This window comes from Binatus soli (SeqCode) (assembly GCF_050015535.1).
Taxonomy (GTDB): Bacteria; Desulfobacterota; Binatia; order Binatales; family Binataceae; genus Binatus; species Binatus soli.
Genome location: NZ_JBEKBF010000028.1, coordinates 1 through 22,900 on the forward strand (window position 1 = coordinate 1; position 22,900 = coordinate 22,900).

The 22,900-nt window shown below is 59.4% G+C and carries 27 protein-coding genes and 1 tRNA gene; 15 read left to right on the forward strand and 13 right to left on the reverse strand.

Annotated features, from left to right (window positions below; genetic code table 11):
* Window positions 1-374: 374 nt before the first annotated feature.
* Genes ABR989_RS16855 through ABR989_RS16865 form a run of 3 tightly spaced genes read right to left on the reverse strand, consistent with a single transcriptional unit; the run spans window position 375 to window position 3,232 of the window.
* Complete coding sequence (locus tag ABR989_RS16855) at window positions 375-1,151, reverse strand: hypothetical protein (protein ID WP_428130477.1); 777 nt, start codon at window positions 1,149-1,151, stop codon at window positions 375-377.
* Between the two features lie 33 nt (window positions 1,152-1,184).
* Entirely contained in the window at window positions 1,185-2,441 is a 1,257-nt protein-coding gene (locus ABR989_RS16860; RefSeq protein ID WP_428130478.1) for a glycosyltransferase, read from the reverse strand.
* On the reverse strand, window positions 2,438-3,232 hold the full coding sequence (locus ABR989_RS16865) for a UDP-2,3-diacylglucosamine diphosphatase (RefSeq protein WP_428130479.1): 795 nt from the start codon (window positions 3,230-3,232) through the stop codon (window positions 2,438-2,440). Before ABR989_RS16865 ends, ABR989_RS16860 begins: the two co-directional genes overlap by 4 nt.
* A 518-nt stretch (window positions 3,233-3,750) precedes the next feature.
* Between ABR989_RS16865 and ABR989_RS16870 the strand changes: the two genes are divergently transcribed.
* A complete protein-coding gene (locus ABR989_RS16870; protein ID WP_428130480.1) occupies window positions 3,751-5,010 on the forward strand; it encodes a CaiB/BaiF CoA transferase family protein in 1,260 nt (419 codons plus the stop codon).
* Window positions 5,011-5,041: 31 nt separating this feature from the next.
* Here ABR989_RS16870 and ABR989_RS16875 read toward each other — a convergent pair whose 3' ends face one another.
* Genes ABR989_RS16875 through ABR989_RS16885 form a run of 3 tightly spaced genes read right to left on the reverse strand, consistent with a single transcriptional unit; the run spans window position 5,042 to window position 8,206 of the window.
* On the reverse strand, window positions 5,042-5,692 hold the full coding sequence (locus ABR989_RS16875; protein ID WP_428130481.1) for an aminotransferase class IV: 651 nt from the start codon (window positions 5,690-5,692) through the stop codon (window positions 5,042-5,044).
* A 12-nt stretch (window positions 5,693-5,704) separates the two neighbouring features.
* Window positions 5,705-7,795, reverse strand: coding sequence for an aminodeoxychorismate synthase component I (gene pabB, locus ABR989_RS16880; RefSeq protein ID WP_428130482.1), 2,091 nt, complete (start codon window positions 7,793-7,795; stop codon window positions 5,705-5,707).
* Window positions 7,796-7,801: 6 nt separating this feature from the next.
* Window positions 7,802-8,206 (reverse strand): hypothetical protein, encoded by a 405-nt coding sequence (locus ABR989_RS16885; RefSeq protein ID WP_428130483.1) that lies wholly within the window; start codon window positions 8,204-8,206, stop codon window positions 7,802-7,804.
* A 438-nt stretch (window positions 8,207-8,644) separates the two neighbouring features.
* Here ABR989_RS16885 and ABR989_RS16890 point away from each other — a divergent pair, with 438 nt between their 5' ends.
* Window positions 8,645-9,061 carry a hypothetical protein gene (locus ABR989_RS16890; protein WP_428130484.1) on the forward strand — a complete coding sequence of 139 codons (417 nt, stop codon included), beginning with the start codon at window positions 8,645-8,647 and terminating at the stop codon, window positions 9,059-9,061.
* 89 nt (window positions 9,062-9,150) lie between these two features.
* On the opposite strand, the gene ABR989_RS16895 is transcribed toward ABR989_RS16890, so the two are convergent.
* Window positions 9,151-9,969 carry a Crp/Fnr family transcriptional regulator gene (locus ABR989_RS16895; protein ID WP_428130485.1) on the reverse strand — a complete coding sequence of 273 codons (819 nt, stop codon included), beginning with the start codon at window positions 9,967-9,969 and terminating at the stop codon, window positions 9,151-9,153.
* Window positions 9,970-10,238: 269 nt separating this feature from the next.
* Between ABR989_RS16895 and ABR989_RS16900 the strand changes: the two genes are divergently transcribed.
* The 9 genes from ABR989_RS16900 (at window position 10,239) to ABR989_RS16940 (ending at window position 16,307) form a co-directional block, all read left to right on the forward strand.
* A complete protein-coding gene (locus tag ABR989_RS16900) occupies window positions 10,239-10,640 on the forward strand; it encodes an MAPEG family protein (RefSeq protein ID WP_428130486.1) in 402 nt (133 codons plus the stop codon).
* Between the two features lie 296 nt (window positions 10,641-10,936).
* On the forward strand, window positions 10,937-11,413 hold the full coding sequence (gene bfr / locus ABR989_RS16905) for a bacterioferritin (protein ID WP_428130487.1): 477 nt from the start codon (window positions 10,937-10,939) through the stop codon (window positions 11,411-11,413).
* 78 nt (window positions 11,414-11,491) lie between these two features.
* Window positions 11,492-11,773, forward strand: a complete 282-nt coding sequence (locus tag ABR989_RS16910) for a hypothetical protein (protein WP_428130488.1) — start codon at window positions 11,492-11,494, stop codon at window positions 11,771-11,773.
* Between the two features lie 45 nt (window positions 11,774-11,818).
* Window positions 11,819-12,175 carry a pepsin/retropepsin-like aspartic protease family protein gene (locus ABR989_RS16915; RefSeq protein WP_428130489.1) on the forward strand — a complete coding sequence of 119 codons (357 nt, stop codon included), beginning with the start codon at window positions 11,819-11,821 and terminating at the stop codon, window positions 12,173-12,175.
* Between the two features lie 217 nt (window positions 12,176-12,392).
* The gene (locus ABR989_RS16920; RefSeq protein ID WP_428130490.1) at window positions 12,393-12,893 is read left to right on the forward strand and encodes a hypothetical protein; all 501 of its coding nucleotides are present in this window, start codon (window positions 12,393-12,395) and stop codon (window positions 12,891-12,893) included.
* 3 nt (window positions 12,894-12,896) lie between these two features.
* Window positions 12,897-13,292, forward strand: coding sequence for a hypothetical protein (locus ABR989_RS16925; protein ID WP_428130491.1), 396 nt, complete (start codon window positions 12,897-12,899; stop codon window positions 13,290-13,292).
* 269 nt (window positions 13,293-13,561) lie between these two features.
* Complete coding sequence (locus tag ABR989_RS16930) at window positions 13,562-14,341, forward strand: PAS domain-containing response regulator (RefSeq protein ID WP_428130492.1); 780 nt, start codon at window positions 13,562-13,564, stop codon at window positions 14,339-14,341.
* Window positions 14,342-14,459: 118 nt separating this feature from the next.
* Window positions 14,460-15,920 (forward strand): two-component system sensor histidine kinase NtrB, encoded by a 1,461-nt coding sequence (locus tag ABR989_RS16935; RefSeq protein ID WP_428130493.1) that lies wholly within the window; start codon window positions 14,460-14,462, stop codon window positions 15,918-15,920.
* An 18-nt stretch (window positions 15,921-15,938) separates the two neighbouring features.
* Window positions 15,939-16,307: a response regulator gene (locus ABR989_RS16940; protein ID WP_428130494.1), complete on the forward strand. Its 369-nt coding sequence runs from the start codon at window positions 15,939-15,941 to the stop codon at window positions 16,305-16,307.
* 24 nt (window positions 16,308-16,331) lie between these two features.
* On the opposite strand, the gene ABR989_RS16945 is transcribed toward ABR989_RS16940, so the two are convergent.
* Genes ABR989_RS16945 through ABR989_RS16960 form a run of 4 tightly spaced genes read right to left on the reverse strand, consistent with a single transcriptional unit; the run spans window position 16,332 to window position 19,978 of the window.
* Entirely contained in the window at window positions 16,332-17,456 is a 1,125-nt protein-coding gene (locus ABR989_RS16945) for an ABC transporter permease (RefSeq protein WP_428130495.1), read from the reverse strand.
* 11 nt (window positions 17,457-17,467) lie between these two features.
* A complete protein-coding gene (locus ABR989_RS16950; protein WP_428130496.1) occupies window positions 17,468-18,475 on the reverse strand; it encodes an ATP-binding cassette domain-containing protein in 1,008 nt (335 codons plus the stop codon).
* Window positions 18,432-19,319: an efflux RND transporter periplasmic adaptor subunit gene (locus ABR989_RS16955; protein WP_428130497.1), complete on the reverse strand. Its 888-nt coding sequence runs from the start codon at window positions 19,317-19,319 to the stop codon at window positions 18,432-18,434. Before ABR989_RS16955 ends, ABR989_RS16950 begins: the two co-directional genes overlap by 44 nt.
* Window positions 19,316-19,978, reverse strand: coding sequence for a TetR/AcrR family transcriptional regulator (locus ABR989_RS16960; RefSeq protein ID WP_428130498.1), 663 nt, complete (start codon window positions 19,976-19,978; stop codon window positions 19,316-19,318). The genes ABR989_RS16955 and ABR989_RS16960 overlap by 4 nt, the downstream gene beginning before the upstream one ends.
* A 126-nt stretch (window positions 19,979-20,104) precedes the next feature.
* Here ABR989_RS16960 and ABR989_RS16965 point away from each other — a divergent pair.
* The 3 genes from ABR989_RS16965 (at window position 20,105) to ABR989_RS16975 (ending at window position 20,825) form a co-directional block, all read left to right on the forward strand.
* Window positions 20,105-20,181 (forward strand) — tRNA-Arg (locus tag ABR989_RS16965).
* A gap of 64 nt (window positions 20,182-20,245) precedes the next feature.
* Window positions 20,246-20,485, forward strand: coding sequence for a type II toxin-antitoxin system HicA family toxin (locus tag ABR989_RS16970; RefSeq protein WP_428130499.1), 240 nt, complete (start codon window positions 20,246-20,248; stop codon window positions 20,483-20,485).
* Window positions 20,478-20,825: a toxin-antitoxin system HicB family antitoxin gene (locus tag ABR989_RS16975; RefSeq protein WP_428130500.1), complete on the forward strand. Its 348-nt coding sequence runs from the start codon at window positions 20,478-20,480 to the stop codon at window positions 20,823-20,825. Before ABR989_RS16970 ends, ABR989_RS16975 begins: the two co-directional genes overlap by 8 nt.
* A gap of 45 nt (window positions 20,826-20,870) precedes the next feature.
* On the opposite strand, the gene ABR989_RS16980 is transcribed toward ABR989_RS16975, so the two are convergent.
* Window positions 20,871-21,707 carry a hypothetical protein gene (locus ABR989_RS16980; protein ID WP_428130501.1) on the reverse strand — a complete coding sequence of 279 codons (837 nt, stop codon included), beginning with the start codon at window positions 21,705-21,707 and terminating at the stop codon, window positions 20,871-20,873.
* Window positions 21,708-21,893: 186 nt separating this feature from the next.
* On the opposite strand from ABR989_RS16980, the gene ABR989_RS16985 reads away from it, so the two are divergent.
* Window positions 21,894-22,337 (forward strand): hypothetical protein, encoded by a 444-nt coding sequence (locus ABR989_RS16985; protein ID WP_428130502.1) that lies wholly within the window; start codon window positions 21,894-21,896, stop codon window positions 22,335-22,337.
* Window positions 22,338-22,437: 100 nt separating this feature from the next.
* On the opposite strand, the gene grxC is transcribed toward ABR989_RS16985, so the two are convergent.
* Window positions 22,438-22,728 carry a glutaredoxin 3 gene (gene grxC / locus ABR989_RS16990; RefSeq protein ID WP_428130503.1) on the reverse strand — a complete coding sequence of 97 codons (291 nt, stop codon included), beginning with the start codon at window positions 22,726-22,728 and terminating at the stop codon, window positions 22,438-22,440.
* Between the last annotated feature and the right edge of the window lie 172 nt (window positions 22,729-22,900).

Sequence of the window (22,900 nt, forward strand, 5' to 3'; positions counted from 1 at the left end):
AGTAATCCCGCGCGGCCGCTTCCCGCGCAACAACCGTTACAGAGTTCTCACCTCCAGCGATACTTTTCATGACTCACTTTCCAAACGATCTGCGCTCAACCACCTGTGCAGAGGTTCCCTAGGTGGCATATAGGTGGCAAATCAGGCGAAGCTGCCTGAAACTTCATGCACCACAGTGGGCTCAAAAAAGCGCGACAAATCAAGCGAATCGGGGCGGATCGCGTCCCGAGAAGGTTCAGGAAGTTTCAATATTTCTGAATGGCATTCAGGAGGTCGCGCGTTCGATCCGCGTCAGCTCCACCAATAAAATCAAGCACGTAGCATGACGCGAGTGCGCGGGCCGGTAGCCCGGCGATTTGTGATTTATCGAAGCCTCAATCCGCCGGCGAGACCCGCAGCGTCAGCACGTGAGGTCCGCGGAAATAGCGGTCAAACTCGCCGCCGACGTAGTTCCAATTGTCATTCGGATTGAACCACGCGTCCATCGTTGGCATGAACGGCGCGAGCAACAGATTCAAGGCTCCGAGGTCGGGCCGCATATCGAGGCGGACGAGATCGCCGGGGTATAGAGGCCAATGCTCCGATCGGTCTGGAAGCGACGTCTCGACGCTGAAGATCTCAGGCCCTGGCACGCATGCGAACGCATGGAATTTGACTTCACGGATCCCCTGCCTAAGGCTCGCGACCACTATCATCAGTTCGGATGCGCCGGCGAAAGAATCGGCTGGGACCTCGAGCTGCGACTGGCGCACTTTTATCTTGCCCACTGTATAGCTCGCGCACGAGGCAAGGCCGGATGTGGCGTTAAGCGTGTCTACCATATGAAGCGTGCCGTCGGCGTTGAAAAACGAGTGCTCGTAAGTGTCGAGCCTGGGTGTGGACTTCGGGTTTTCGACGTATAGCCGTTCGCTTTCATTATCGTGTTCGCCATCGAGGTATGTGGTCTCGCCCCTGACCTCTTCGATTGAGTTGCCACGCAAGACCATGAAACGCGTAGATCCGATCGTTTGCTTCCCGTCGGGGCTCAAGACCTTCAACTCGAGCGCGCCGAAATCGAAGGCGCCGCTGGAATTCGTCCCGGATGCGGCCGCGTTCCCCCAAACTGCCGCGTTGGCGGCTAGCGACAACACGACCAGCAGCGTCGTTTTCAAAATCCGGCTCCAGGGCTATGGCAGAACTGCTGGTCAGGCACTCCGGTGGACTTCCAATGGGAATTGGGTCGCAGTCGAATTGCGCCCGAATCCCGATTTTGCGGCTCGATGGTGAGAAATCAAGGCCTCCAGAATTTCGGGGACTTCAAACACCGCACGGTTATCGAGGGCTTCTACGCTGGTGCGCAGGCGGAGGAACTGCTCGCGATCCAGCATCGTCGAAACCGCACAGGCGATCTGCCGGAAGGAAGGCAACACTATTCCGAGCCGATTTTGCGCGATCCAATCGGTGTTGAAGCGCTCCTGCACCATCGTCCAGGCGTTGCGCTCGACTATCACCGGGAGACCCATAACGAGCGCTTCGCTGATGCAACCCGGACCCGGCTTGCCGATGAAAAAATCAGCTAGCTGCATGAAGTACGGAATTTTTGGTGTGAAGCCTACACAATGAAAGGGATAGGATAGTTTCATGCTTTCGATATGTTCGCGCAGCCTGTCATTGTGACCGCATACGAAAATGAGCTGGGTCTTCAGCCGGGCGGCTTCGAGTTTTCTCGCGATAGTTGCCATCTGGCTCGAGCCGTAGCTGCCAAACATCACGATGCCCGTCGGCAATTCGGGGTCGAGCCCCAGCCGGATTCGTTCGGCTTCGCGACTTAGCTCCATCCTGCAATAGAACTCAGGGCGCACGATCATTCCCGAGGTGCGAAACACGCGCGTGCGGTCATGTCCCATGGCGATCGCTTGCCTCGCCGCGGTAGCAGTGCCGCAAACCAGGTACTGCTTTTGTCGTTCGATCCAGAAGTGCGGCGGACAGTCGGCCAGGTCAGTAAGAATCGTGACCATAGGAGTTTCGGATCGTGCTTGCGTCGCGTCGGCCTGTCGCAGGCCTTCCAAAATTGCGTGATTGAAATTGGGGATCATCGAGACCACAAGGTCGGGCTGCGAGTCCTGCCAATGGCGCGCCAGCAGCTTGATAATCGTCGGCTCGAGTTGCCGAATCAGCATCTGCATTATCCGCAGCATCGGACCGGTGCCGATGGTAAGACCGTATTTGAGCTGCGAATTGTAGAAGTCTTCCACGCGAACGCCGGTGAGGTGTCGGATCACGTCGGCCGGTTCGAGCAGGTCGCGCAGGTTGATTGGATTGATTTGCCACGAACGATGCTGTTGTTCAGCCGCCGATATCAGTGCTCTTGCCGAAGCGCGGTGTCCACCACCCGCGTCGAAGTAGATCAGGTCGAGTTGTGCATCCGGGTGATTCGTCGATTCGAGAGGATAGGTTGTCACGAACCCAACTCCTGCGACATCGGTTCGGAAACCGAAATGTTCTGGTGTGAACCACTCCAACCGATGACCTGCAGCGTCCCGTCTTGCTCTTCCACCACCGCCGTCTGGTGCTGCACCCAATCACCGTCGTTCACATACAAGATGGTTCCGATCAGCCGATGATCCGAGCGATGAATATGTCCGCAGATCACGCCGTCGGCTTTGTGGTCGCGCGCAGCTGCAAGAACCGCTCGATCGCGAAAATCAGTGAGGAACTCAAAGGCCTTGCGGGCGGGGTAACGGAAATAGTCGGAAAGCGAGCGGCCTTCATCCCGTTCCCGCCCGGGCTGACGATGGTACCAGTCATGGATCCGCTGGGCTCGCGCGTACGCGTGGGCTCCGATAATCGGCAGCAGACGATTTGGATTGAGCGAGCCATCGAACTGATGCCCATGGGTCACGAGCATCCTGGCGCCGTCGGCGGTGGTGTGGATTAAAGAACTGGTGGAAGGGATGGGGCCGAAGAGTTCTTCAACGAGGCTGAGCTTGGACTCGTCATGATTTCCCGGGAGGAATACTACATTGGCGCCGCGCCAGCGCCAGTGCGCGATCTCATTCACCAGCTCCTGTTGAGCCGGACTCCAGTGCCACGAAGGTCCCCAGTTCCATCCGTCTACTATGTCGCCAACGAGGTAGAGGGTCTCCGCGATGTGATGGCGCAGAAAATCGAGTAACGAGCTGGCCCTGCCTGCGCGGGTTCCGAGATGAACATCGGATATCCAAATCGTTCGGTAATATTTGGGTTGAATCATTGCCGTCCTTTTCCTCCATTTTGACTCGCGTTGACGGCAACGCGAGCGTCCCTTCCGCCTGCAACCTGCGACCCGCCGATCAACCTTCACCGATCGTTCCGACATCCCATGTCGGGACTTTACCTTCTGATATGCAATCAGATCGGAACTTCGATAACTATACAATTAGTGAACTGCGGCTGAAGAGTAAGATAGAAAAGAATGATAAATGTATTAGCAAGTTGCTACTTGCATATTAACGCACGGCTACATTCACGATTAGCTATTTGATGCCGTGCGGCCTGCTCTCCGAAAAACCGTCGCGAGATCTATCGCCCAGCATCGAGCGTGCGATCGTGAGGCGCTGAATTTCGCCGGCATCCTCGTAGAGGTCGAAGCGGCGCCGCCGGCTACGCAAGTGATCTTTACTGCGATATAATCGCGCACAGCTTGGGACTATCGCGCGCCAACTGCCGTGGCCCTGACGAATACCGATACTGAGATACGGACATCCGTACAGACTGGGAGATGACCGATTAATGCCGAACAAGCCGCAAATGCTGGAAGGCTACCGGATTCTGGACTTCACCCAGTTCGTCGCGGGGCCGACCTGCACGCGAATCCTGGCTGAGATGGGCGCTGAAGTGATCAAGGTCGAACTCGCGCCTTACGGCGATCGCATCCGCGCCGACGGGCTCAGGTCGCGCGCGCCGGAATTCAAGAACTCGAGCCATAGCACCTACTATCTGCAGCACAACCACTCAAAGCTGAGCTTTGCGATCGCTCTCAAAAAACCCGGAGCGCGCGAGATCGTGATGTCGATGATTCCGCAGGTCGACGTGGTAGTTGAAAATTTCGCGCCGCGCGTGATCGACCGGCTCGGATTTGCCTACAAGGACATCAAGGCAGTCAATCCGAAAATCATCATGTGCTCGATTTCGATGGCGGGGCAGACCGGACCGCTCTCGGTCAAGGCCGGCTACGATTTTATCGGCCAGGCATATGCGGGAGTCACCGACGGCATCGGGCAGGCCGATGGGCCACCCGCGCTGACGACGATGGCAATCGGCGACGTTTCAACCGGCGTCGCCGCCGCGATGGCTATCGGCTTCGCGCTGTTACATCGCGAGCGCACGGGAGAAGGCCAGTATCTCGACGCGTCGCTGCTGGATACCTACTTCCACATGCACGAGAAGAACGTGCCCGTCGTGTCGCTACGCGGCGACAAATTTCGTCCGACGCGAACCGGCTCGTTGCATCCCGATGGTGGCCCCACCGGCATTTTTCATTTCCGGGGCGACCAATATATTCTGATTGTATTGACGCCGCATCAATGGCCGCAGTTCGTGCGCGCGCTCGGGATGCCTGAGTTGGCGACCGACCCGCGCTTCAAGGATGTCCGCGGGCGTCGCGACAACAAGGAACAACTGAGAGACGTGATCGAGAAGTGGCTTACGAAATTTCCGGCCCGCGACGACGCGATCGCCGCGCTCGATGCTGAACGCGTGCCGTGCGCTCCCGTGCTTACGGTCAACGAAGCCATAAAGCATCCGCATCTCAATGAGCGCAGGACGGTTCGCTGGGTCGAGGATCCGATCCTGGGCAAGGTCGCGATTCCGGGTGTGCCGGTGAAGTTTTCGGCATGGCCGGACCGGACAGAAGTGCGTTCGTCGAGACTGGGCGAAGATAACGAGCGAGTTCTGTGCGAACTGCTTAAGATGCCGGCGGAGCAGATTCGCAAGCTCTACGCCGATGGAATCCTGGTCCGCGATCCGACGCTCGAAAGCAACGGGCCGTAGCTCGGAAGAATCCCCGGCGTAAAAGGTGGCGCTATAAGCGGACTTCGATGAGGCCGCGGACTGAATTGCCGAGAAAAATCCGATCGGCCGACGCAAGGTCCGCCACCGTCAACACGCATTCACGCGTGGGCATCGCCTGACTATCGAGCATCCATCTTCGCAGTGTGCCGTCCAGCAGCCCGCATGCGAGCGGCGGCGTAAGGATAGCCGCGCCGCGCTGGATAAACACGTTGGTGCGCGCGCCTTCGGTAACTTCGGCGCGTTCGTTGACGAATATGACGTCGAAGCATCCGGTTCGAGCCGACCAGGCCTTAAGCTCGGCGTCGTACAAGGCGCGGCGCGTCGTCTTATGGCGGATGATAGGGTCCGCGCTCGAAACCGCAATGGTGGAAATCACGGCGCGTGGGATGGGTTCCTTATAACCGGGTGGTTCGATTGGAGTGGCGGATACGGATAGCGTACCGTCCGGCGCCTTCATCAATCGAACCTTCCAGAACGACTCGGCGGACAGGTTGTCAGCGCATCCTTTCAGCGTGCGGACGATCTCGGCCGAGTCGGATGGAAAGCCCAAGCAGGCCGCCGACGCCGCTATGCGCCGCAGATGGTATGGCAGGAGCACATAGCCGGACGACCTCGTCCAGAGGATGCTTTCAATCAGGCTGAATTCCGCGTCAGCAGCCATCTCATCGTCCCTTCACTCGGAGGTCATCGCAATTGCGCGCAGCGGGGCCTGAGCTTTGAGCATCGCCTCCTCGAGCTCGCGCGCGGGTTCCGAACCGACCACGACGGCGCCCCCAACGCCGATCGAAATCGCGCCGTCGGCGACAACGATCGTGCGTATAACAATTGAAAAATCCGCCGCGCCGGAAATCGAAAGGAACCCCAGGGCGCCGGAATAAATTCCCCGCGCCTGGTTCTCAAGGCGATCGATGATCTCCATGGTCCGAAGTTTCGGCGCGCCGGTCATGGAACCACCCGGAAACGCGGCCATCAAACAGTCTATCGCGGTCACTCCCGGCCGCAGGCATCCGCGCACCGTGCTCACCAACTGATGGACGGTGGCGTAGCTCTCGACTTCCATCAGGCGCGGCGCCTCGACCGTGCCGATCTTGCAGACGCGGCCCAGGTCGTTGCGCATCAAGTCCACGATCATGAGGTTCTCGGCGCGCTCCTTTTCGCTGGATTGCAGCGCCCGGCGAAGGCGTTCATCGTCGGCAGGGGTCCGCCCGCGCGGGGCGGTGCCCTTTATCGGCCGCGATTCGACGTTGCCGGCGCAACCGATTTTGACAAAGCGCTCGGGCGACGCGCTCAGGATCGACAGCCCCGGAAAAGTGAGAAAGGCCGCGTACGGCGCGGGGTTGATCGCGCGCAGAACGTTGTAAGTGGCCAACGGCTCGATTCGCGCTTGCGGAAATATTTTATTGGTCAGGCAGATTTCGTAGGATTCGCCGCGCCGCAGCTCGTGCAGGCATCGTTCGATCAGTTTCAGATACTCCGGCGGCGAATGCTGATAGCGCAGAGCTATCGCGACCTCGGGGCGGGCGGGGGCGGGCGCGGCAGGCCCGGCCGCAAGGCGGCGCAGATGCGCCTCGATCGCATCGAACCAGCGCCCGCTTTCGTCGGCGCCATCTCCGACGGGCGCCAGGCAGATCAGATATGTGACGGCGGCCAGGTGATCGATTGCGATCAGCCGGTCGGCGAACAGGAAGTAAGCATCCGGAGTGGCCGATTTGTAGGCGAAGCCGGCGCCGCATTCCCGCTTCAGTTCATAGCCAAGGTAGCCTACAAAACCGCAGGTAAAATCAAACGGCAAATCGGCAGGAGCAATGCGCACCTGCTCAATAAATTCCCGCAGGTACTCAAACACACTTTGCTCGATCCGGCGGATCCCTGATGAATCGGCGATGCTAAGTGCACGACTGTGAGTATCGTACTGGACTCTGAAACTGTAAGGACCGGAACCATCGCCCAGGTAGGAGAAGCGCGACAGGCCGGGAACGATCAGGCTGTTGTCCAGCCAGAATGCGCTTGGCGAACGGCTATAAGTTGCGGCAAACACGGCTTGCGCGTCGGGACAGATATCGAGACGTCGCGATCGAAGCTGAAACTTCGGATGGCGATCCGCCGGCGGCTCGGCGCGCGGCCGGAGGGCGGACTTTGCGGGCGGAGAAGACGACTGGGGACGGCGTTTGCGGATCTGTTTGAAGGAATGGGACAGATCGCGAAAATTCGCCAATATCCGATGGCCATAGTCGCTGCAGATCGATTCCGGATGAAATTGAATGCCCCAGATCGGCCGATCCCAGTGGCGGATGCCCATGATCACGCCGTCGGCGGTCCAGGCAATTGCCGTCAGAGGCGCCGGGACGGGAGGCACGACGCAAAGCGAATGATAGCGAACGGCAGAAAAGGGGGAAGGCACGCCCGCGAACAGAGGATCACCATGATGATAGACTTGGGCGACCCGGCCGTGCATCGGCTCCGGCGCAAGCGCGACGGCGGCGCCAAAGGCATCACCGATTCCCTGATGACCCAGGCATACGCCGAGGATCGGCGCCGCGGCGAACAGGATCGCGTCGCGGGAGACGCCGAAGTCGCGATGGTTTTGAGGGCGCCCGGGCCCCGGCGAAATAACGATATTGTCGAAGCGGTAATTTTTCAGATCATCCCAGGCAAACTGATCGTTTTTTACGACGATGGGTTCATCCCCGTTTACCTGGGCCAGGAGTTGAAACAGGTTGAACGTGAAGGAATCGTAATTATCGATCAGAAGAGTTTGAATCATTCCGCATTATGGGATGGTGGTCGGTGCGGTGCCTGGAACGAGAGAACCTTGAGGTGGCGCTACGGCGTTCACGGTCACCACATAGGTAACTTTTTCTCCGGTAGCGAGCGTCACGTTGATTTTCCAAGTGCCGGCATCGGCGCCCAGCAATTCGATCCTACCCGGGGCATTTTGCACCACGAGCGCATTGGGATTGTTGACCACCTTCGGGCCGAAGGCCGCACCTTCCTCTACGCCACTTATGGTGTAGTTCTGGCCCTTGTTGATCGTCACTGGAATGATGCGCCGTTTGGCCTTGGGCGGTGCGGCGAGCGCGGACGATCCGTTCAAGGCGATTAGTGCGAGCAACACCAGGGCGCTCGCCAGGATACGGCGAGTACTCGCCATTGTATCAGCCTCTTCGATTATCATTTGTTCGCTCCCCCGATGGCGCAACGAATCGGCGGCCACAGTAAGCGGGGATTCCCGTTTTGGATCCGTATTTAGACTCGCACCAACACCAGGCCGTCTGCAAACGCAAAGTCCGAGCCCGGTTCTAATGCCTGGGTCGGAAACGCGGCAGGTGCGGGCCTCTTATGTCTATGCGAGGCGGAACTGATCCGTTGCGGTGACGTGAAAAGCGTTTGGCCAAAACCGTCCTCGAACTTCGGGTTGGCAATGCGCTCGGACTAGCATAGAAACTGGTAGATAGTTTGGGGGCGGATCAATACGGGAATTCCGGACCAGAGAGATTTGGCCGCTGCAATGAAATCTTATGAAAAAACTTTGTGGCCGGCGCCGCTAAGACCGCTGGCGCGCAGAGCGATCCGCCTTTGAGCACGGACCGGATGGAAGGGGTACGCGCGATACGTGACGGTCGAGCGGCTGGCGCCCAAGCTCGCGCGCGCCCGGATGGAGACGCGGCTCCCGGATGGGTCGATGATGCGTTGCGACTTCTCGGACATCGTGCAGCGCCAGATTTACTTCGGCGGCCTGTTCGAACCGATCGAGGCTTACCTGTTTCTCAAAATGCTCGGCCCCGGGATGACCGCGTTCGACGTTGGCGCGAACTGCGGACAGTACACGCTGCTTGCCGCGCGTGCGGTCGGAGCGCTCGGCTACCGCGCTTTCGAGGTTGGACAGTCGCCGCGCCATAGCCGGCCGATTTCCGACTTCAACGGCGTCAAGTTCGCCAACGTGATCTTCCACGCCAAAGAGCTGCCGGCGGAGATCACGTCGGGATGGCACCGCCGTCCCGTGAAGCGGTGGGCCTGCAGCGGCTGGTAGTTCGCCACACTAAATCCCAAGGCGGGAGCGGGCCGCCATCCGCAAGACCGCCGGGACGATTAGCACGATGGTCAGCAGGCTCGTTGCACCTACGCCATAGCAGCCGTGCGATATCCGGGGGCCACCGCTGCGAGCGGACGTGGACTGTGGAGTTGGCCTTGCTTCGAAAAATGTGGTTGTGCGCCAGGCTTTGCGTACGAGTCATTCGTTTCAGGCGGCGGGAGGCCGATTGAACTCTCGATCTTATCCAAGCGCACAATCAATTGCCGACCTTGACGAATAAGCAGATGCTCACGCACCAACTCGGCCAAATGTTCGGTGACTCTGGGTCGCGACGCACCCACCAGACCGGCCAAGTCCTTGTGGCTGAGGGAGATCCGCAAAAGGGCGCCACGTGACTCTGTGACTCCGAAGTCCGAACATAATTGAAGAAGCGTAACCAAGAGACGCTCGCGAAGGTCGAGGCCCTCTGCGAAGAACCGATACCATTGCATCAGATTGTCTTCGTAAAATTTTCTTAAAGCTGATTGGGGCGCCGCCCTGGTAATGACGTCGAATTGCTCCCAGCTCAGACTGGCGACTCTACAATCGCTATGAGCCTCGCATCGAAAATCCCGCCGATTGATCGGCAGAGAAACAAACTGGGGGATTGGGCCTGGCGCAAGCATAGCTATGGTTACACGCTGGCCATCCTGGCTCAGGCAAGTGATCTTCGCCACGCCCCTTAGCAGGATGTGGACACCCGCCGCCAGCGCCTCTTCAGGAAGGATAACCTGGCGCCTTTTGAAGTTTGCCGAATTGAGGGCGCTTTCCAGCTCGTGCAGTGCGACGGGTGAAAGAAACGACAACGATTTCAACCGATTGAGCAAATCGAGGTCGGTGCGAGTCGCGTTTTTCTGTGCGTCCATTTCCCCTTCCTTCAGGAACGTTATCTTTAGAGACGTTATCGGGAGTTAATTCAGATTTCCTTATTCTGGCTTGAAGCATTATTCGATTACCTTATATGCATACACCAAACGCGCTGCCGGTGCCAAGTCCCGCCCGGTTTTTACTCCATAGCAGGGGCCAGGCCGCTGCACCCGGTGCCATTGCGCTCTCGCGCTTGGCAGCCCGCGCGAGTAGTTTCTTTTCATCGGAGCGGCCGGCGCCGCGACAACCGCATGGGGAGGTATGATCTATGCCGTATCTGGATGGGTTCCACAAACTCGCAATAGTGACGCTGCTGGCGTTGCTCGAATACTCGATACTCGGCGCGATGGTTGGACGCGCGCGACATAAATATGGCGTCGAGGCGCCCGCCACCACCGGCAATCCCGACTTCGAGCGCTACTTCCGCGTGCATGCGAACACGCTGGAGAATCTGATCGTCTTCATCCCGGCACTGTGGATATTCTCGTTGACGGTGAGCTATCAGTTCGGCGTCGCACTCGGATTGCTGTTCGTGATCGCGCGGATCATCTACGCGCTGGGCTACTTGAGCGCGGCGGCCAAGCGGGCGCCGGGCGCAATCGCCAGCTTTTTGATCAACGCCATCCTGGTGCTGGGCAGCTTGATCTGGCTCGTAATCAAGGCGCTTTAGCCGTTGGCACGGCTGGGCCGTTGGCACGGCTGGGCCGTTGGCACGGCTGGCCAGTATTAAGAGACCGCACGCCGTTGTCGGTGGCATGAAGGAAGAATCACCTGCGCGGTGGGCGGCAGGGGCTGCGGCCCCCTGCACCCGCAGTGAGAAGACGTGAAAATCTGCGCAGCGCATCTTTTCACGACTACGCGATGGCAGGAGTGAGCAGGGCTGAGCCCTGCCCGTTGGCACGGCTGGTCAGCCCGTGGGCACGGGTAGCCAGTGTTAAGACACCGCATCTTCCGGGAGAAGGTTCCATGAAGGGTGACCCCCAAGTACTCCAGTTTCTCAACACGGTGCTCCGTAACGAGCTGACCGCAATCAACCAGTATTTCCTGCACGCGAAACAACTCGAGCATTGGGGGGTAGCCAAGCTCGCCAAGCACGAGCGCGACGAATCGATGACCGAGATGAAGCACGCCGACCGGGCGATCGAGCGCATCCTGTTTCTCGAAGGTCTGCCCAATCTTCAGGATTTGGATCGGTTGCTGATTGGCGAGGACGTCAAGGAAGCTCTCGAATGCGATCTCAAGCTGGAGCTCAAGGCGCTTGGCGATCTTCGCGGCGCGGTCGCGCACTGTGAATCGGTGAAAGATTACGTCACGCGCGAGATGCTCGAAGAAATCATGGACGAGGAAGAGAAGAGCGTCGATTTCATCGAGATACAGCTCGATCTAATCGAGCAGATCGGAATCGAGAACTACATTCAGCTGCAATCCTCGAGCGCAAGCTGAGCGGGACTACTTACCCGCGCCAGCGGAAACAGCGTCATGCGCTTGAGCACTGCATGATGTCGGTGTAGCCTAAAGAACATGCAGACAGCCAAACGCAATCAGCGAGCGCTTGGAAGGGATGAGCACGTTCTCGCCTCAGATATTCGCGCATTCGAGCAACGGCGAGAACAACTGGAGCGCGACCACTTCAACAAGTTTGCATTGTTTTTTCAGGGTGAGTTTGTCGGGGTCTTTCCAGACTTCGATTCGGCGGGAAGAGCCGCGCTTTCGAAATCCCCAAAGGGTCCGTACCTTATCCAGCAGATCGGAAGTCCTGTCGGTTTAGACGCCGATACAGCCCGTCATCTGCATGCACGTTAACTCTTGCCGACAGTAAATTGCGGTCGCGGTTCATCCGCAGCGCTGTTGAAACAAGGCGCTACGATCGAAATCATCGTCAGATCGCCCATGTACGGTCAAGAAATAAAGCTGGAAGCGTTGATCGATACCGGCTCTCAACTGACAATTGTTGAAAGTCAGTTTGTTCAAGGTTGGACGCTCCCAATTGCAGGGCCAGGTCAATTTGCTGGTTCAAGCGGACGGTATTCCTCAGACATTCTTATGGCCGAAATTGAAATTCCGGCCCTGAACCTGCGTGAATTGACGAGTATCACTCTTCGCGACGATTTAGGTGGTAGACAAGCTATCCTAGGGCGAACACAGTTGCGCGAATGCGTGCTCGTTTATGATGGTCCCCAAGGCACTGTTCAACTTCGGAGATAACTCCAGTCTCATCGGCTCGCTATCAATCCCAAGATGGGATTGCTAATTGGGCCAGCGGGGGGCGGGGCGTCCTGACCCGCAAGTGTCTCATCGTGTCACGCATCTGCGTCGCTTGCAGAACAAGTAAATTACAAGGGAATTGTTCGGCGACGCATGATTCCACAGGAACAGCGTCATGCGCTTGAGCACTGCATGATGTCGGCGTAGCCTAAAGAACATGCAGACAGCCAAACGCAATCAGCGAGCGCTTGGAAACGATGAGCACGTTCTCGCCTCAGATATTCGCCGGCCTGAGATTGAACTAGCCGCCGCGATGGGTGGAGTGCGGAGCCTCGTGCGGTTTGCGGAGAAGACTGATGGAACGCTGCGCCCTGATCTTGAAGCTGCAATCTATGAGGCCTTGCGAGAGACTGTTCAGGAGGCTTCGCGAGTCCGTGACATGTTCCGAAAATTCCTGAACGCGCCCGATGAATATCAGACTGACGAAAGGCTGAATACGGCGATTGCAACAATTGACCTTATTCTTCACAAGGTCGAACCTTTTTTTCGTGATTGGGAAAGAGCGCCGATCAAACCTCCTGCGCGTCTGATCGAACAAGTTAGGGTCTTGGCTGAGATTGTTGACGATTTTCGCAATCTACAAGAGACGCTTGCACTCGGCAGAAGCGCGGCCTTCCAAACGGAGATTGCACAGGCTAAACGCGAAGCTTCGAGATAGTCTGTGACCGACCCGCCAGCCGGCATTACGATTCGGTTTGGCCCCACCTACAATCGTGATCTTAAGCGACTAAATCTTCGAGACGCGAGTCAACACAAACTTGATGAAGCGTGGGACGGAATTCTAAAAGCAGTTCGCGAAAATCCCGACATTCCAAACCCGTATTTTGCGGGTGATCCGATTCCACGGAATAATCGAGAAATCTACAAGTTGCGGGTAGCCGATCCAGATCATCAGCGAGGCGCACAAAGGGGATTGCGGCTGATCCATTGGTGGCGTCGAACCGAGTGCGAACTGGTCGGACTGTATCTTTACCCGAAGTCTGAAAAAGAAGACGTGACCCAGAGAGAAATCGACTCTGCTCGTTCGGCCTTTTTAAACGCGAACCCAATCGAGTAAGCGTCATTTCCCATATCAATCCCGAGATGGGATTGATAATTGGGCCAGCGCCGGGCGCGGCGTCCTGACCCGCAAGTGTCTCATCGCGGGACGCATCTGCGTCACTTGCAGAACAATCGATTGACGATGGGGCGCTTCCGGCGGCCCTTCGATCGCAATTCCCCGCCATCTTGTGCGTCTTCTGAACGGTCACGAATTCCGTCCATGTCGGCATAGTGATTGCACTGTTGTGACATGCAATGGCGGGATGTCATGGGGATTTTTTTCGAATGGACTTGTTGCTCGTAGAGAACCATCCAACGGATCGGATGCTTATCCAGGCCCGGCTCCGGCGCGCATTCCCGAGCGCGCGGATTTTGGCCGCCGACGGTCCGCTTCATTTCAATGAGCATCTCAAGCGCGACAACTGCGATATCGTGGTCACGGACTATTGGCTGGGTTGGATTGACGGATTGTCGGTCCTCCAGCGCGTGCGTGAGCGATGGCCCCGGACGCGGGTAATCATGCTGACCGGCAATGGCGGCGAAGAGGTGGCGGCGAGCGCGTTCAAGCACGGTTTGTATCAATATCTGCTCAAGCCCGACGGCTTTGACGAGCTCGTGGCTGTGGCCGCAGCGGCGATGGAGAGCAAGCGGCGCGAAGATTTTCACGAGCTGATGGCGATGATCGTCAATTCATTTCCTGACGGAGTTCACAGCGTTGATGCGGCCGGGATAATCACGGCGACTAACGCGGCGGCGCGTCAGATATACGGATATGAAGAGACCGAGATTGTCGGCCGTACCAACGAGATTCTGCTGCCGGCCGGGCGGCGCGGCGAAATCCGGCGGCTTCATGAGCGGGCGTTCGGCGGAGAAATCGTGCCACGATTTTCGACGCTTCAGGTGCGCCGCGACGGCGCCGAAATCGCGGTCGCGATGACGATTGTGCCGATGCGAGACGGCGCCGGCGCGGTATCCAACGTGGCGTGTATCACCACTCCCAAGCAGGAGGAGCGGCTGGAGGGAGCGTATCGGTCCCCTCCGCCGCGGCTCGCATTGAGCACCTGACACTAGCGCGGACGGTAGTGCGCGGGCGATTTTTGGTGATTCGATCGTCGGATGAAAACGGCGCGGATGGGGGAGCTACTACCTTGGCGCCCGCCGGAAGGCTACAGTAACCAGTCTGATGGGCGACAGCTTGAGCAGTGGGGCGGAGAGCGGTGGATTGGACCATGTGTCGCCCGTCCGCATCCGCCCGGTACGGCTCGCGCTTTACTACGTGCTGGCAGGATTCATCTGGATGGCGATCTCCTCTCGGGTGCTAGCGCTGATACCGCCGAATTCGCAGCTGCCCAGGTGGATGGTGAGCTCCGGTCCGATGCTGGCGCTGATGCCGCCGCGTACGCAGATGCTCAACCTATGGGTGAATGCGCTGGGGCTTTACCTGGTCGCAGCCTTCTACACGAAGAGGATTCGGGTCTCGGTTGCGGCGCAAGAGGAAGCGATGGTGCGTGCGCGCGGTTACTTCGAGTCGTCGGTCGAGGGAATCATTTCGGTGGATAGCGCCGGGATAATTCGTCAGTTGAATCCGCGCGGGCAGGAGCTGTTTGGCTACCGCGAAGCGGAAGTCGCCGGTCAGCCGATAGAAGTGCTGGTGCCGCAACGCTTCAACTATCGCCACGAGGCGCATCGCAGCGGATATTTTACGGCGCCAAAATCCCGCCTGATGGGCCGCGGGATGGAGGTTGCGGGACGCCGAAAAGACGGCAGCGAATTTCCCGCCGAGATCAGCCTCAACGTGGTGCAGACGCATCGCGGCAAGCTGGTGATCGCCTTCGTCGCGGACATCAGCGAGCGCGTTGGGATGGAGCGCGAGGCTCGCCGCAATGAAACGGTGGACGCGCTGGCGGCGGTGGCAGCGGGAGTCGCGCACGAATTGAACAACCCGTTGGCCGTGATGGCGGCGCGAATCGAGCTGATGCTGGCGGTGGACCAGGATCTCAGCACCCAGACGCGCGACGACCTGATGGTCCTGGAAAAAAACATCGAACGCGCCAGCCGCATCTCGCACAACCTGCTTTCGATCGCGCGTCAGCGCCCCGGCGCGCGTTATGCGATGGACATGAACGTGGCGGTCGAAGAGGCGATGCTGATAGTCGGGGCAGAAGCCAAAGGCGGCGTGTTCCGATACGAAACGAAGCTCGATCGGTCGCTGCCGGAGGTGATGGGCGAGCCGACGGGTCTGGAGCAGGTGCTGATCAACCTTATATTGAATGCGCGCGACGCGGGCGCGCACCTGATACGCATCGAGACTGCGCCGGCTCCGGGGCGCGCCGGTCATCTTCAGTTGTCGGTGTCGGACGATGGCCCGGGAATCAACAGCGACGCGCTCGGGAAGCTGTTTCAGCCGTTCTTCACGACCAAACCCAAGGGGACGGGCCTCGGCCTGTGGTTGAGCCAGAGGATCGTGCGGGATCACGGCGGCAGTATCGCGGTTGAATCGGCGGTGGACAAAGGCGCCACCTTCACGATAACGCTGCCGACGATTGGCGAATCGTCAGCCGGGCACGCGGCGCATCCCGCGCGAGATGAAGCGCCGGCGCCGCCGCAAGTCTCGGCCGCGCGAAGCGATCGGCCGGCCCGATAACTGATTTTTTCCACGCCGATGGCTGAGCAAGCGAAAATTCTGATCGTGGACGACGAACGCGACCTGGTGGACGCATACGTCCGGCTGCTCGAGCGCACGGGCTATCGATGCATCGGCGCATTCGACGCGAACGAAGCAATCCAGATGATCGACGCCGAATCACCCGACCTGGTGATCACGGACTTGAGCCTGCCCGACGCCAACGGCATCGAGATCGTCCGCCGCGTGCGCGCGAAATCGCCAGTCACGCCGATCATCGTGATGTCGGGACACAACACGCCCGGACTGCACGAAGCGGCGCGGGCGGCCGGGGCCAACCTGTCGCTTCTGAAGCCGGTTTCGATAGCCGAGCTTCAGCGCGTGATCGCCGAAGCGCTCGCGCGCTGAAGCTCGGCGCGCGCGCCGGCACAATCACATCGTGCGTTTGAAGGAGAAGCTGGCGACCACCAGCATCAGGATCATGAACACGATCAGAAACGCGATGTCGCCGCTGACGGCGGCGAAGTCCGCGCCCTTGAAGAGAATCTGTTTGATCGCGCTCACCGAATGGGTCTCGGGATTGAAGTGCGCGAAGGCTCGCAGCCACGGCGGAAAGCTCTCAATCGGATAGATCGCGCCGCTCGGAAAAAACAGGATCACGTTCAGGAATCCCGCGAACGTCCCGACCAGCCGCGGATGGCCCGCGCGTCCCAGCAGCGCAAACGTCATCGCCAGCAGTCCCGTCGCGCTGATGACGATTATTCCGACCAGCATCGCCAGCGCTACGGGTCCGCCGAGGATTCGGCCGCGCGTGATCAACAGGCCCAAAAACAACACCAGCACACCGGCGGTGCTGGTTACGGTCACGCCGCTGGCGAGTATGCCGCCGGCGATGTCCCAACGTGAAAGGGGAGTCACCAGATAGCCCTCCGTCACGCCGAGAAATTGATCCATCACCCAGTTGAACACACCGGACATCAGCGAGCCCATGAAGATGGCCATTACGATGACGCCCGGGATGAGCGATCGATCGTAATCCACGTAGGGGAACAGCCAGTTGGGCCGCAGCGAGATGTCGTTGAGTTTGGGTTCGCGCGCGGTGACGAAGGCAACCTTGACGGTTGCGGCGGCCTGGTCGAGCGCGGCTTCGAGCGTTTCGGAGCTGATCTCGTCGACGTTGTCGGTGAACAGTCCGATCTGCGCGATGCGGCCTTCCGCGACCGCATGGCTGAAGTCGGGCGGAATTACGACGACGCCTTTGAAGAGCCCGTCGCGGACCTGGCCCATCGCATAGCCGGGGTCGTTCTCGAAGGTGATGTCCACGGTCTTCGGTCCCGCCTGCAGCGCGAGCAACTGTTCGACGATTCGGCGCGCGTAGAGTCCGTGATCCTGTTCGACGACGACAATCGGCAGATGCTTGAGCTGGCCCTGGAAAGAATTGCCGATTATCACGAGATAGACGATCGGCATCAGGATGACCGAAAGCAGCGTGACCGGATTGCGCATCAGCTTCTTGAGATCGCGGCGCATGACTGCGAGGAACTTCAGCCCGAACATCGGCATCCCCCTCAGCGGCGCTGCGGCATCCCGGCTCCCACCAGCAAGCTGACCTTCTTGGCCGGCTCATCGCGGAGCGTGCGTCCGGTAAAGTGGATGAAGACGTCTTCGAGCGAGAGCTTCTGCACGGTGATCGAAGTTACCCGGCCGCCGGCTCCATCGACCGCCTCGATAATTTTCGGAATCGCGTGCGCGCCGTCGTTGGCCGAAATCTGGAGGCGGTTGCCGCCATCGCGATTCACCCGGCGCAGATACGGCATCGGCCCAAGCATCTCGGCGATAGCGTCGGGATTTTTTTCGACCACCAGATCGATCCGGTCGGCACCCGGCACCATCGATTTGAGTCCGATTGGCGTGTCGAGCGCGATTATCTTGCCGCCATCGACGATTGCGATCCGATCGCACAGCGACTCCGCTTCGTCCATGTAGTGGGTCGTAAGCGAAATGGTGATCTCGCTTTCCTTGCGCAGCGTCTCGAGCAGGTCCCACACCGCGTGGCGGCTTTGCGGGTCAAGTCCGATGGTCGGCTCGTCCAGGAACAGCACCTCGGGCGAATGAATCAATCCGCGCGCAATCTCGAGCCGCCGGCGCATCCCGCCCGAGTAGGTCGCGACCAGATCGTTGGCCCGCTCGGTCAGCCCCACCATATGGAGCAGCCGATGCCCGCGGTCGCGGCGCTGGCGGCGCGACAGACCGAAGAACTCGCCGTAGATATCGACGTTCTCCCATCCGGTGAGATCGAGATCCGAGGTCAGCGCCTGCGGAATGACGCCGATATTTTCGCGCACCTGGCGCGGATACCGCACGACGTCGAAACCCGCGACGGTTGCATGCCCGTCGCTCGGCGCCAGCAGCGTGGTCAGCATCCGCACCACGGTCGTCTTGCCGGCGCCGTTGGGCCCGAGCAGTCCGAACACCTCGCCGCGACGGACCTCGAAGCTGACCTTGTCGACCGCGGTGAAAGCGCCGAAGCGCTTAGTCAGGTCTTTGGTCTGTATTGCTGGTGACTCTGGTTCCATCGGTTCTGGGAAAGGCGACTTGCGCGGTCATTCCGGGTTTGAGTTCGCCTTCGGCCTGCAACACCTGGACCTTGACGTAAAACGTGCGAATATCCTGGCGCCCGCGCCGCACATCGCGCTCGGTTGCGAACTGGCCTTCCTGACCGATCGCCATGATTCGACCGGTGAAAATCAGCGGCGGTGTCGTCGGCAATTCGACCTGCGCCGACTTGCCGATGTAGAGCGGACCCAGGTCGGTCTCTTCGACATCGACCCGCGCCCAGATCGTCGAGAGGTCATCGACGGTCAGAACCGGCACGCCCGGCGTCACCCATTCACCGACTTCGAGCGCCTTGCTGACCACGACGCCATCGACCGGCGATTTTATCTCGGTGTCCACCAATTGATCGGCGTAGAGCTTCGCGTTGGCCTGCGCGCTCAGCACATCGGCCTCGTCCTGCTGGACGCTGGTGATGGCGTCATCGCGAGTCTTGATTGAAATCACGTTTTCTTTCGAGAGTGCTTCGTCGCGCGCGAGGTCGCGCCGCGCCTGCGCCAGGTTGGCCTCGGCATGGGCGAGATCGGCCTTCGACTTGGCGAGCTGATTTCTGAGGTCGACATCCTCGATCAGGCATACGACCTGTCCCTTTTTCACGCGGTCGCCCTCGATCAGATCGAGTTGCTTGATACGGCCCGCGATTCGGCTGGTGACATTCACTTCGGGCGCCTCGATCATCCCGACGGCCTCGATCGCCGAACGATCCTCGGGCGGCCACAAGTACGCGCGACCGAACAAACCCAATCCGAAAACAACACCGGCCAGGATTGCCAGCTGAATGGCCCGGCGAACGATCGTTCGAATCATTGTGGATGCTCCGGCTTGAAGTGTTCCGACGGGTCTGCGCCGAGCGATCTGAGCATCAGGTTGCCGAGCTCGCGGCTGAGCTCGGAGACCGGCCGGCTGGCGCCGTAATACAACAGCAGCGATCGAATCGCGCCATGGATGGTAAACGTCGCCAGGCGCGGATCGATCCGGGTGAACACGCCGGTGCGGATTCCTTCTTCGATTAGCGACGCGCAAAAATTGAACCCGCGCTCGCGCGATGCCTCGATAATCCGATTGCGCGCCTCGGCCAGCCGCGGTTCCACGGTCGCGAAGAACTGAAGAAAATCGCGCCGCTGATCGTAAAACTCCACCATGACGGCGATCGAACGGCGCACCCTCTCGACCACCGGCAGCCCTGGATCGGCGCTGCTTTGATAGGTGCGATATGCGGTGTCGAGTCCGTCGCTCAAAACGCCGAGGTAGAGCGCGTCCTTGGACTGAAAGTAGAGATAGAGCGTCCCTTTGGCGACGCCGGCGGCCTCCGCTACGCGATCCATCGTGACGGCCTGGTAAGGTTCGTGCGCGAAGAGCTTCAGCGCGGAGGCCAGAATACGTTCGCGCTTGGCGGCTTGCCCGTCGTGAACGTGAAACGACCGTCCATTGTGAGATCCAGCCGAATTTGTGCTTGTTCTGTTCATATACTGACCAGTCAGTCATATACTTGAATGCGCGAACGCGCGAGTCAACAGGCCAGGGGTGGCACAGCCAGGTTGGTTGCGCGTCCGGGCAGGCGTGCCTAGACTTTCGGGCGTCCGTCAAGGCAAGCGCCCGTAGCTCAACTGGATAGAGCATCAGACTTCGGATCTGAGGGTTGGGGGTTCGAATCCCTCCGGGCGCGCCAAGCCACATCATCGAATCGTTGGCAGCCGGCTTGACATGCGGTTGTAACTATATACAGTTACATAGTGGACAAGTTGGAGAAGCTGTTAGAGGCTGCTCGAAACAACCCTGACGGTCTTTCCTTCAAGGATTTTGAAGCTCTGCTAAAGCGGGCGCGCTGGGTAATCGATCGGCAAAAGGGCAGCCATCAAATCTGGTACTCGCCGAAGAGCTCCCTGATCTCTATCCAGCGGCGAGGCGCAAAGGCGAAGGGCTATCAGGTCAAGCAATTCCTCGAAGTGTATGACAGAGAATCCAATGGCTAAGCAAAGACAGCGCGAGCGTTTCGATGGTTATGCGGTTGAGCTGTTCCTCGATGAGGATAACGACTGGCTTGCCCATTTGGTTGAACTCCCTGGGATCTCGGCGTTCGGCCCAACCCCTGAGAAGGCGCTCAAGGAGCTCGATGTAGCTTGGGCGGCGGCCAAGGAATCCTACGCGGCCCGCGGCCTCGAGATTCCGGCCGCGCCGGCGCGGCGACAGTACCACGGCATCTTTCAGGTGCGCATCGACAGGCGCGTGCATCGCGCGCTTGCCATCGAGGCGGAGCGCGCCGGCGTCAGCTTGAATGCCTTGGTCGCGGAGAAGCTGGCGAAGAGTGTGTAATTCAGAAGCCGAACGAGCGAAAGCCGTTGAGCCGCCGAACGTGCGTCAGAGCGGGATTGCGGTGCGGAACAGGATGAATCGGCCGAGCATCTCGCCGACCAGGACCGACATCACCGCGATGTACAGCAGGCCGGTCGCCGCCCTCGTCTCGGGAATTTTCAGCGTCTGCCAGCACATCCAGACCAGCACGATCGTGGCGACCGGACCGAGCAGGAGGCGAAATCCCAGCAGTTCGAGGTGCGAGGCGAATAACTCATGAACGGCCGCGACCGCGCCGACGCTGCCGAGCGTTGCGGGCAGTCCGATCGCGAGTCCGAGCGCGATGAGGTCCGCGACCAGCGCAATTCCCAGCAGCCGGACGAAGGTGCGCAGGTAATCGACCGGCATCTCGAGGTCGATGAGGTACCAATGCCCAAACAGCATCGCGCCGCTCACCAATCCCAGGACCAGCGCCGAGGTGATTGCAGTAAGTCCGTAGGCGACGGCCGCGGCCGCGCCGAAGCCGTGCGGCATCAGAAGCATCACGTTGGCAATCAGGGAGATGAGGCCGAGGCCCAAGCCAAGCGCGTACGATCGCGCGCGGAGCAGGCCGTTTTCAGTCCAAAGTGTGTAGAGATAGACGGCGACGGTGGCGCTCGACAGGGTCCATAGCGCTGCCGCCGTCCACAATGAGCCCGCGCCCGGTCCGTCGGACGCGCCGGCGCGCAACGCCAGCAACCCCAGGCCGATCGCGGTCGCAAGCGAAGCGGCCAGGTACACCGAAGCGCTCGATTTGTAAAAACCGCGCTCGACGTTGAAGAAGGGCGGAATCGCAAGTGCGAAGAGGCCGCCCCAGGCGAGTTCTCCGAAGACGAGGATGAAGCAGGCGGCAAATCTGGTCACGCCGGAATACTAGCGATCACGGTGAACAACGGACACCCGCCGTTTCGAGCGTCACCGAATCGCTTGCCCCAGCGTGCCATTCGGTGAAATAAAAGGTCAGTCGAGCACCCGAAAGACTACGATTAGACATATGCGGTGAGGCGGCTATAATTGATTTGAGATCGACAGGGATCGATAGGGAAGAACATGCATTCATCGAAAATTCTAAAACTGTTGGCGATTGGACTGGCGCTGGGAGTTTCCGCATGCGGCGCCGTGCAAGCTGCTCGTCAGGCGCAGGAAGCAAAGCAGCAGGTGTTCGTGCATCGCGTTGACATGGCGCATATCTGGGTCACCACGGAAGCGCCGCCGGCCGGGAAGCCATACACGGAGCTTGGCGATCTGAGTTATACGGAGCCGTTTTCTCCCGATGCGATCGAGGAGGCGAAGATCAGCGACAAGCTGAAGAAGATGGGCTTCGAAAAATGGCCTGACACTATCGACGCGATCGTGAACGAGAATCAGTCGATCTCGGCCGACGGCTCGCAGATCACGGTCACGGCAAAGGCGATCAAATACGACTCGGCGGTTGACCGCGAAGCCTTGCATCACATGAACGAGGGAATGGTCGCGTCACCGTCCGGCAACTAGCAGTTCGCGAAAAAGTGCGATCGAAAGCGGGCGCATGGCGGAAAACAGGCCGCGATGCGCCCGTCTCCATTTCCGATCGTTGAGGGCGAGTGGTGGCGGTTCAGGCCGGCGCCGACTCGGCCAATAAACTATCGAGCTTTCCGGAGTCGTTGAGTGCCTTCAATTCCTCGAAGCCGCCGACAATCCTGCCGTTGATGAAAATTTCGGGCACCGTGCGGCGCCCCCCGGACATCCCGATCATCTTCGCGCGCAACTCGTCGTCGTCGGTGACATCGATTTCATCGAAAGCCACGTCCTTGCTCTTGAGCAGGTTCTTGGCCCGCGCGCAGAACGGGCAGTAGGTAGTTGTGTATACTTCGACTTTCGCCACGCCGTACCTCGCTTGAGCCACTTTTATCCGCGCGAAAAAAGTCTGTCCAGTGTCGCGTCCAGTCCGCTAGGGAACCTCTGCACAGGTGGTTGAGCGCAGATCGTTTGGAAAGTGAGTCATGAAAAGTATCGCTGGAGGTGAGAACTCTGTAACGGTTGTTGCGCGGGAAGCGGCCGCGCGGGATTACTCGGAA

Coding starts and splice junctions, on each gene's coding strand:
- ABR989_RS16875 (WP_428130481.1), bottom strand. CDS start 5,692: ATGGCTGCTGACGCGGAATTCAGCCTGATTGAAAGCATCCTCTGGACG.
- pabB (WP_428130482.1), bottom strand. CDS start 7,795: ATGATTCAAACTCTTCTGATCGATAATTACGATTCCTTCACGTTCAAC.
- ABR989_RS16985 (WP_428130502.1), top strand. CDS start 21,894: ATGCATTCATCGAAAATTCTAAAACTGTTGGCGATTGGACTGGCGCTG.
- ABR989_RS16940 (WP_428130494.1), top strand. CDS start 15,939: ATGGCTGAGCAAGCGAAAATTCTGATCGTGGACGACGAACGCGACCTG.
- ABR989_RS16975 (WP_428130500.1), top strand. CDS start 20,478: ATGGCTAAGCAAAGACAGCGCGAGCGTTTCGATGGTTATGCGGTTGAG.
- ABR989_RS16885 (WP_428130483.1), bottom strand. CDS start 8,206: ATGATAATCGAAGAGGCTGATACAATGGCGAGTACTCGCCGTATCCTG.
- ABR989_RS16930 (WP_428130492.1), top strand. CDS start 13,562: ATGGACTTGTTGCTCGTAGAGAACCATCCAACGGATCGGATGCTTATC.
- ABR989_RS16935 (WP_428130493.1), top strand. CDS start 14,460: ATGGGCGACAGCTTGAGCAGTGGGGCGGAGAGCGGTGGATTGGACCAT.
- ABR989_RS16895 (WP_428130485.1), bottom strand. CDS start 9,969: ATGGACGCACAGAAAAACGCGACTCGCACCGACCTCGATTTGCTCAAT.
- ABR989_RS16955 (WP_428130497.1), bottom strand. CDS start 19,319: ATGATTCGAACGATCGTTCGCCGGGCCATTCAGCTGGCAATCCTGGCC.
- ABR989_RS16950 (WP_428130496.1), bottom strand. CDS start 18,475: ATGGAACCAGAGTCACCAGCAATACAGACCAAAGACCTGACTAAGCGC.
- ABR989_RS16920 (WP_428130490.1), top strand. CDS start 12,393: ATGCAGACAGCCAAACGCAATCAGCGAGCGCTTGGAAACGATGAGCAC.
- ABR989_RS16900 (WP_428130486.1), top strand. CDS start 10,239: ATGCCGTATCTGGATGGGTTCCACAAACTCGCAATAGTGACGCTGCTG.
- ABR989_RS16865 (WP_428130479.1), bottom strand. CDS start 3,232: ATGATTCAACCCAAATATTACCGAACGATTTGGATATCCGATGTTCAT.
- ABR989_RS16870 (WP_428130480.1), top strand. CDS start 3,751: ATGCCGAACAAGCCGCAAATGCTGGAAGGCTACCGGATTCTGGACTTC.
- bfr (WP_428130487.1), top strand. CDS start 10,937: ATGAAGGGTGACCCCCAAGTACTCCAGTTTCTCAACACGGTGCTCCGT.
- ABR989_RS16960 (WP_428130498.1), bottom strand. CDS start 19,978: ATGAACAGAACAAGCACAAATTCGGCTGGATCTCACAATGGACGGTCG.
- ABR989_RS16945 (WP_428130495.1), bottom strand. CDS start 17,456: ATGTTCGGGCTGAAGTTCCTCGCAGTCATGCGCCGCGATCTCAAGAAG.
- ABR989_RS16910 (WP_428130488.1), top strand. CDS start 11,492: ATGCAGACAGCCAAACGCAATCAGCGAGCGCTTGGAAGGGATGAGCAC.